Source organism: Aromatoleum toluolicum, from assembly GCF_012911005.2.
Lineage (GTDB): Bacteria > Pseudomonadota > Gammaproteobacteria > Burkholderiales > Rhodocyclaceae > Aromatoleum > Aromatoleum toluolicum.
The window spans coordinates 1-8,571 of record NZ_WTVS01000125.1 but is presented as its reverse complement, the minus strand read 5'-3'; the positions used below and the strand labels follow the sequence as shown (position 1 = coordinate 8,571).

The 8,571-nt window shown below is 58.3% G+C and carries 5 protein-coding genes; 4 read left to right on the top strand and 1 reads right to left on the bottom strand.

The annotated features are described in order from the left end of the window. Positions 1-194 precede the first annotated feature (194 nt). Positions 195-1,688 (bottom strand): hypothetical protein, encoded by a 1,494-nt coding sequence (locus GPA27_RS27215; protein WP_211165276.1) that lies wholly within the window; start codon positions 1,686-1,688, stop codon positions 195-197. A 466-nt stretch (positions 1,689-2,154) separates the two neighbouring features. Here GPA27_RS27215 and GPA27_RS27210 point away from each other — a divergent pair, with 466 nt between their 5' ends. The 4 genes from GPA27_RS27210 (at position 2,155) to GPA27_RS27195 (ending at position 8,361) form a co-directional block, all read left to right on the top strand. After that, positions 2,155-2,649, top strand: coding sequence for a hypothetical protein (locus tag GPA27_RS27210; protein WP_169143548.1), 495 nt, complete (start codon positions 2,155-2,157; stop codon positions 2,647-2,649). Beyond that, entirely contained in the window at positions 2,642-5,740 is a 3,099-nt protein-coding gene (locus tag GPA27_RS27205; RefSeq protein ID WP_169143547.1) for an HsdM family class I SAM-dependent methyltransferase, read from the top strand. The genes GPA27_RS27210 and GPA27_RS27205 overlap by 8 nt, the downstream gene beginning before the upstream one ends. Positions 5,741-5,802: 62 nt before the next feature. Next, a complete protein-coding gene (locus tag GPA27_RS27200) occupies positions 5,803-6,474 on the top strand; it encodes a hypothetical protein (protein ID WP_169143546.1) in 672 nt (223 codons plus the stop codon). A gap of 525 nt (positions 6,475-6,999) precedes the next feature. Continuing rightward, entirely contained in the window at positions 7,000-8,361 is a 1,362-nt protein-coding gene (locus tag GPA27_RS27195; RefSeq protein WP_169143545.1) for an FRG domain-containing protein, read from the top strand. Positions 8,362-8,571: the final 210 nt, after the last annotated feature.

Sequence of the window (8,571 nt, the reverse complement as noted above, 5' to 3'; positions counted from 1 at the left end):
CTACGCTTGATCGTGGTCATGGCTGCCCTCTCCACCGGGTTAAAGGTCGATCCGACAATCAACCTTAGCCATGACCACCCGCGCCTTCCAACCGAAGGCGCTTCTGCACACACTTCTGAACACTACCTTCGAGATTGGGTTAACTCGACCGCATGCTTTGCGACTCCCCCACCGGTGCGCGCTGCATTCATCACTCACTTCCCCTTGGCGCCAGCATCGCATAACGCTAGTTCGTTACGTAGCCCATCTTTGTCGTCGATCCCCATGTTCCAGGTGAACGAGTTGTATACGTGAAATTCCGGTAGCCAGCTTTTAACTTGTCCGCCTACGAACCAGTGGTGAGCGATACCGGGAAACATATCGGGATCAACGGGATGCTTCGCATGGGGATTGTGGAACATGGAGAGCCCTTCGGCCCAAGTCTCGGTCACGAGGCCCTGCTTCACTTCATGAAAGAAGGGGGCCGGCATCGCGGCGTTTGGATCGTGGCGATGCTTTACACCGGACCGAAAAATTCGCTGATTAGGGAGGCCAAAGCCTGCAAGGTGTCCCATGCGATTGAACTTCGAGATCGTCCCGGACGACGAGAACAACACCGCGCTCACGTTCTCCGCTCCCGGCTGCAAAAAGTAGCCTGAAGGAATTACCTTGCCTCGGTACTCATGCGTTTCGATCTTCAGTGGCGTGATTACAAGCTGACCTGCGTCGTCGAAGATGAATTCGTGCGTGACACCGTAGAGGTACTCAAGAAGCGCTGGAGACGTCCAAGTCATCGACTGTTCCTCATGGAAGTCAGCGACAGCAAAGACCAGCGGAAAGCCCTTAACGTGCTCTAGATCCCAATACTTCGTCTTCCGGTTAAGCTTGGAGTACAGCGCGCTGCCGAACCGAATGGGGGCGCGGGTCTTCAGCAGCTCCTTAATCTCTTCTGGCGTTCGCCTTATGGGCATGCCATTCTTTGGCGGATCGAGCGGAGGATCATGCGGGGATGGACCGGCGATGACTGCTTCGATGAACACTTTGCTTCGCCCATTGCTAACCTCGAAGTCAGGCGCCTCGTGCTCCTTCTTCACGAAGAGGCCAAGTTCCAGCAGCGCCGCATAGAGATACAACTCCCAAATCCTGGAGTCGAAGGCGGTGGTCTGAAACTGTTCTACGAAGTTGCCATCGACGTCAACGTAGTGCCGCATCATCTCGGACATGATCGCCCGCGCCGGGACCCAATGAGGGCGCGCGCACAACATGTGGAAGGCGGGGTGCAGTTGGTTTACTGGCAGCTTCGTATTGAAAAGATCAACACCTGCTTTGTCGGTTGTCTCGTCGCCTTGAGAGAAGACCGCTTCCCCGCTCGCGATATGCTTCCTGAACGACGCGAATAGCGCGTGACGCGCGTCGGTTCTGGTCATGCTAGCACTCACGTCGATGCAACGGAACCGACCCTTGAGGTCTCGACCAAGTATCACAAAGCCAAAGTCCCGATCAAATCGATCCTTTATCAGTACCCCGATCAATGTCTCGGCTTTGTCGGAGAAGAACTCCAGCTCAATGCCTATAGCATCCGCGATCGGCGAGCGAGTCCAGGCGACGTATGCGTTGTATCGCTCGGCCGTCATCTGGACTACGCCGCTCTCATCCAATAGAGCGACTACCCGCTGTGCTTTCGTACCCCTGCGTCTTGCTTCACCCATACGTCCCCTGCTTGTCGTTTGCGAGCGCGCTCGGCGTCAACTGGTTCAAGTGCTTTGCTAATATTATCCGCCCAACATAAACTCGGAGGCTAGACGACTCTAGCCATTTGAGAATCGGCCTGATGCACTCGCCGGCGCTCTGATCGCTAATAATCGGTCTCGGTGAGCGGTCTTGTCAGTACCTGTTGGAGCGGAACCGCCGGTCATTTGAAACCTCAGGAGTGAAGTGATAGTGCCAATCGATAGGAGCTTTAGGTAATGCTGCCTACAAATGGCCGGCAGGACGTCGGATAGCGAAGCACGGACGGAGCCACGGTCAGCATCTGGACTTGCATCCCTGCAAACATGCTGTTGGAACTATAAGCGAAAGGTCGGGAACATCTTCTGCGTTAATTTAACGCAGAAGTGCGTAGATATTTCGCAAATCTGCATTGAGTCTGCGCAGGGCTGCGCCTATAATGCAAAAATGCTATCGCATCGTATTACGTTTGCCGATCTGGTGGCGGTCGGCTGTGTCGACCGCCACCGCTTACGCAATCTGCTCAAGAACCTGCCGGAGTTCGCCGAACGTCCAGCCAACGAACGAGTCGCCAGCGAGTACACGCGCCATGACTTGATAGTTGTCGCCATTCTGTGCGAACTGGAGCGGATGGGGCTTCGTAAGGAAGCGATTGCTAAGTGGGTCTCTCCCATCCAGGAGGCCCTATTGGGACCGCGCTCGATGACCGTCCCGCAGTTGTTCCTGACCTATGACCCTGCCGAAGCTTGGCTGGCAGACGAGCACTGCCGCCTGAGTGCGGGCGTCGTCGTCGATCTGGACAAGGTTTTGAGTCTCGTAGACAGCCACTGCACTGGGCTCGATGGCGCGCGTGAGCAGCAGCGTGAGTTGGAATTTGGACCCACCAGCGTGGGGCTGTCAAAGTCCACAGCAGGTCAGCCGAGAGCGCACAGCCATGGATAGCCTGCAGGACTGGCTCGCCAAGGCAGGCATCACGTCGGAGAGCGCCGTTGATTTCGGTGCCGTTGCCGGTCCGCGCCACGTGCGCTACCTTGATCTTCTCCGAGGCGACGGCACGCAGGGATTGCTCCCAGACGCGGTCATCGAGTCGGGAGGCGTGCCGCTTGTCTATGTCGTTAGACACAACACGCTAGGCAGCGCGCGTGCCGACACGATCCCACTCGCGCAACTGGTGCGCGTGCTGGCCTGCCGCGCTGACGCACGCTACCTAGCCGTGTTGGAGCCGGGCCAGGTGGTCGTGTACCCCATCTTGATGGATGACGTGCTGCCAACGCCAGTTCTCTCCGATACAGAGACGGCCAGCTATGCCAAGTTCCGCGGCATGCTCAGTGGCAGTGCTGCAGACACGGCGTCGAACGTCAGCACCCGCAAGTCCCGCAAGGCAGCGACGCGTTGGCTGGACGGGCTGCTATTCCGGCTGTTGACGGACGCTGCTCGTGAAATTCATCGTTGCGCGCCCTTGCTGACCGTTCAGCAGGTGCTTGCGCTTGTGGGGCGCGCACTCTTCTTCAGATTTTTGGTCGACAGGCATATCGTCAGTGAAGCTGAGTTGCCCCACATCAGCCGTCGAGCAAACGATCTGAGCTCGGTGTTCGGCAACCTCGACGCGTTGATGGAGACGTGCACCTGGTTGGACAGGACGTTCAACGGGGACCTGCTCAGCCTGAGTGGTTCACATGACGGCCCCAACCGGTACCGGGAACTCCGACGACTGCTGGCAGCGGGCGCAGAGACCGTATGCTGGCATTTGACCAACATCCAATGCAAGGCGGTCCGTGGGCAACTGCCGCTTCAATGGGGCGGCATTTACTTCAAGCACGTGCCTGTGGACGTGCTGAGCCAAGTCTACGAGGACTTCGCTCACCAGTTCATTCCGGAGCTGGCCAAGGAAACCAGCATCCACTTCACCCCACGCAAGCTCGCAGAAATCGTGGTCGATGGCGCCTTCAGCGCGGTACGCAGCACCACGCCCGACCGCGCCCGCGTGCTCGATCCGGCCGTTGGAGGGGGGGTGTTCCTTGTGCTGGCGTTCAAGCGCCTCATCGCCGAGCACTGGCGCGCGTCGGGCGAGCGTCCGCGCCGCGCAGAGATCCGCCGAATCTTGATGGAGCAGCTCACCGGCCTCGACGTCAACCGCGATGCGCTGAACGTGACGGCTTTGAGCCTATACCTGTGTGCGCTCGAACTCGACCCGGATCCGAGCCCGCTGTCAGAGCTCAAGTTCGAAAAGCTGATTGGTTCGATCCTGCATCCTGTCGATGAGAAGGCGCTCGATCTGGCCAGCATGCCTGATGACTCGCCGCATGACCTGAAGCTGGGGAGCTTGTCTAGTGAAGTGCTGCGCCGGCATGCCGCGCTCTATGACATCGTCGTCGGCAACCCGCCCTGGAACAGCTTTAAGGACGGCCGAGCGGGCGCGCTGAATTGCACCTTACGCAAGTTGCTTGCGAAGCCCAAGCAACGGGCGACACCCCCAGCTGTAGCCATGGTGGCACGCTATGGGTCGCCCGACATTGCCTTCCTGCTTGCCGCGTCGTCGTGGGCGAAGCCGGCGGGTGCGATCGGCTTTGCGGTGCATGGGCGCTTCTTCTTCCAAGGGGAGTCGTTCGGACTGCGTCGCCACGTCTTCGAAAACCTTCGCGTGACGGGCGTCATGAATTTCGCGGCACTGCGCCAGGACGAGAAGATCTGGCCCAAGAACGACGCCCAATTCGCGTTGATGGTCGCGACCAATGAAACGCCGCACCCGCTAGACAGCTTCTACTTTATCAGCCCCCGTCATGAGCCACGGCTTTCCCAAGAGGGAGTCTTTCGCATAGATCCCTGCGCAGCCATTCCCGTGCCCTTGCATGAAGTCTGCAGCGATCCACATGCCTTTAAAGCGCTCTACAAAGGCGGGCGCCTGGGACTGGAGCTGCTTCACCGTATGCATAGTGAGGCGGCGCTGCCGTTGGGTCAGCAGGTGGCCAAGCATGGCGGCCGGTTCAACAGTGGCTATCAGGTTGGCAAGGAAGACAAGCGTGTGATCGGCGCCAGCCATCTACTTGGCCTGCTTGATGTACAGCACGACATGGCCTTCGTGGCTGCACCCGGTTCAAGACCTCCGGGCGAGCAGGATCGATACTTCGACTTGCCCGAGCTGCAGTGGCCGCGCGCGCCGGAAATCTACCGGGGACCGCTGCTGTTGCTCCGCGAGTCGCCTAGGCCTGAGCGCACGCTCCGCGGCGCGCTATTCTCAGCCACTGACGTGGCTTACCGGGAAAGTTTCATTGGGCTGTCGGCCCTCGGCAAGCCAGAGCTCGCAGGGCTGATGGATCTGATCTACGTTGTCTCCTACAGCGACCTTTTCCTTTACCACCAGTTGCTCACCAGTCCGAAGTTTGGTGTCGAGCGTGACTCGTCATTGCAGAAGGACCTACTAGACTTCCCTCTTATCCGGGAAGAAGCGCTGACCCCCGAGCAACGGCAGAAATTGCGCCGAGTGGCAGCCAAGCTGCGTGAACGCCATGTGGACTGGCAGGAGCTAGACGAACTGGTCTTCGATCTGCATGGGCTGAGCACCGCAGACCGCCAACTGGTCCACGACACGCTGGCGATGGAACTGCCGTTCACGGATGTCTCCAAGCAGGCCACCGCACCCACCGACTCCGTTACCCGCCAACAGTTCGTGGATACGGTCGCGAAGCTCATCAGCCCCTTTGTCGGCTCGGGCCTCGCGAAGGTGAGGGAGCTGCCAGCCCGTCCTATCGACGGCTGGGTCTTTATCGAGGTCGGTGCACCTGATGCTTCGTGCCAAGAAGGCGTGCCGGTATCGGACTTCACTCACCTCGTGACATTCGCCGAAAGCTATTGGAGCACTCGTATCAAGATCAGGCTCAAAGACCGAACCGTCTTGGGGCTGCTCGATCACATGCGCTACTGGACCCTGACCGAGGCGCGCGCCTTGGCACTCGACTGGTTGCAGTCGGATGCGACGCCTGAGCCTGGCAACTCGTCCCTCATTTGCGATCAGATCGGGACATCGCCAACGTGACGTTCACTAGCCTGGGAAGGGCACCTGCCCAATACAATGCCTATCCATCATGGAATCTTGGCGTGATCGTCGTGGTGGAACAGGCGATTCGCCAAGCTTGGCGCACACTGGTGCTTGAGCACCAGGCTGTGCTGGTCACCCGCGATGAAGACCGTATCACGGACCGCTTGCTGGACGTCCTGGTCGACATGCGCGCCCGCGGTACGGTGCCCGGCTTCACGGCCGAACTATTCGGCGTACCGGTCCGTGACGCCAAGCTTGCCGATTGGCTCGGGGATTCGATCGACAAGACGCCGGATATTACGGTCTACCCTGCGCAGCCCCGTCAGGGCATCAGCGATGGGCGCCACGACGCGCTCTTCTTCGAGTGCAAGGTCTTGCACGGCAGCCGGCGGCTGACGCAGTATGGCGACGAGGGCATTCAGAGGTTCCTAGACGGCCGCTACGCTTGGCGCATGCCCCATGCGCACATGGTGGCCTACGTGTTCTCGACCACCGACCGCCAGCCCACCTCGGCGCTCAATACTCATTTCGCGCGGCAGCGCGTAGGGCCACCCCGACAAACCAATGCCCAGAGATTGGCCGTGCGGGACTGGCCTATTGAGGTATCGCCGGCGGGCTGCGCGCGTACACGGCCCATCATCCAAACTGGGCATCTGCGCTCGGCACCCATCTTGCAAGGTCGCGACAATCCCATCGTGCTGCGGCATCTATGGCTTTGCGATCCCGAGTGACGTAAAGCGGGGCGATATCCGAGGGCCACCACACGATTGATTGTGGCGCCGGTCTCTCAAGCCCTCACTGTCGCGCAGGCCCGAGCAAACCGCCACCTTGTGCAAGCGGAGTTTCCGATCAAGACGACTAGACCTCTTGCGCACAGAAGTGCGCCGACACCCTGGCACGCAGCCTTATGCAGCGGTGCGCCAAGCTAAACTTTCAATTTATTTGGCAAGAAATCCGGATTTCTTCACTATCTGTGTCACACGCGTAGCAAGGGACGCCGCAATTAGTGCAAAAACCCTTACAGATCAATGACGTGATTTTCACTTTCTCTGTCACCCAACAGATGCTGTCGGGTGGCACAGATAATGAAAAAGCTCCTTTCGGAGCTTTTTTCATGTTCGTAGATTGCGATCGAAGGCGGGAATTCGGCCTGAGCGGACGGTGGCGGGTGTCGTTGCCGAGGTCCGCTTTCCCGTTGTAGATGAGCGAGGGTGTAGGATGCATTCTCATGACATCTGTTTGGTCGAGGTAGCCAGTTGAACGAAATAACGATAACAACGTTGGCGGATCTTGATGAGGCATTCGCGAAGTACAGCGACGGATACCTCTTCAGAGGCCAGGTCAAGCACTATGCTGCTCCCGTCAGCGGAGAGGTCAGCATATCTACGTCATTCAAGAGACATGGCTGCATCCCGGACCTGATGTTCAAGTGGTCGCATTACTCGAAGGCCATCATTCGAGCCTTTGGGGGCGGTAACTACCACGACATCAGTCTAGAACTTTCACAGGCGATCCTTCAGCACTATGGATGGCGGTCTTTCTTTATAGATCTCACCAAGGCGCCACACATCGCGTGCTGGTTCGCGGCACACCAGTACGTCGAAAAGCGTGTAGTCCAAATGTGCGAGGACTATGAAGAGAGCCCTGTCTGGCTTGTGCACAAGGAAGCCAGTTACGTCGAGACGGACCAGGTCGGGCACATTTACGTGGTTGATTCTGCGGCTTTGACGACCGCGGGCGTGGATGTGCATGACTTGACGCAAACACAAATCGAAGACGGAACCCTTCGCCCGCACGTACAGTCCGCGTGCCTTGCTGGGGCCATTGACGGACTCCTACCGCCGCAATCGGTCGTTGCACACCTCGTCGTAGAGCATCAAGTTCTCACAGCCGTTTGCGCTAAGTGCGGCGTCACGCAATTAGATGACGTCTTCCCCTCAAGAGAACAGGATTTTGTCTTGCGCGCATTGCTCGATATCCCCTGGCAACGCATCGATGCAGACACCCCAATCCCTATCTACGGGCGCGGATTGGAGATCCCTGAGTACGACCTACGATTTGTAAAGCACCTGCCCCCAAGCATCGCCCTATCAGGCGAATTCTGGGTTGCGGAGAACAGAGGCGACGTCGATAGCCCGTTCCTAAATATTCCTTTCTATCGCCTACACGAAGGAGCCTATTACGCGAACACCAACGAGCCGTTTGATCTAGGCGAAGTCAGCGCTCTGCTGCGAAGGCATAGGTCGATAGTCGTCGAACTGGACGGATTGATCAGTATTCCCGAGATGAGGCAGGACTATGAGTACGAGAAGGGCGCATACATAGAACGCGTAGATGACAACCTCGTCTGCATATGCGGGCTTGTTGTAACCCATCCTGGTCAGGTAGTGTCGGGGATGGGCACTGTAGTGGGGTGGTACTACAGGATTGACGGTAATACTTGGACTCGGGTCGAGCACACCGACCAGTGTCCCTGCAACAATTCACTGAGGCACGAGCTACAGTTTTCACTTCTTCGCATTCTTAACGAAGCGCTACGCGAAGGCGAGATGGTGGTAATCGACAAACTAAATTACGTGCACAAAGACATCCATCGCCCCGGGAAGTCCAGAGCGTAACTATTTCAGATCCTTCTTGACAGCAACGGTGCACTACGCCTTGAAAGCGGACGGCCCCCACCGACACCGTCACCGTCCGCATAGGTTTAGCGTTGTTCGACGCCTGCCAATCGGGAAGGGCGTCGATGATCGACCGCGGCTGATGGCAGGCGTTGGACAACGCTCCAGGGAGGAAACCGCGGATTGCGGTCGAGGTGCTCAGGAGGGGCG

What these genes read in the sequence shown, in the direction of transcription:
- GPA27_RS27205 (WP_169143547.1), top strand. Translation starts at nt 2,642, where the DNA reads ATGGATAGCCTGCAGGACTGGCTCGCCAAGGCAGGCATCACGTCGGAG.
- GPA27_RS27215 (WP_211165276.1), bottom strand. Translation starts at nt 1,688, where the DNA reads ATGGGTGAAGCAAGACGCAGGGGTACGAAAGCACAGCGGGTAGTCGCT.
- GPA27_RS27210 (WP_169143548.1), top strand. Translation starts at nt 2,155, where the DNA reads ATGCTATCGCATCGTATTACGTTTGCCGATCTGGTGGCGGTCGGCTGT.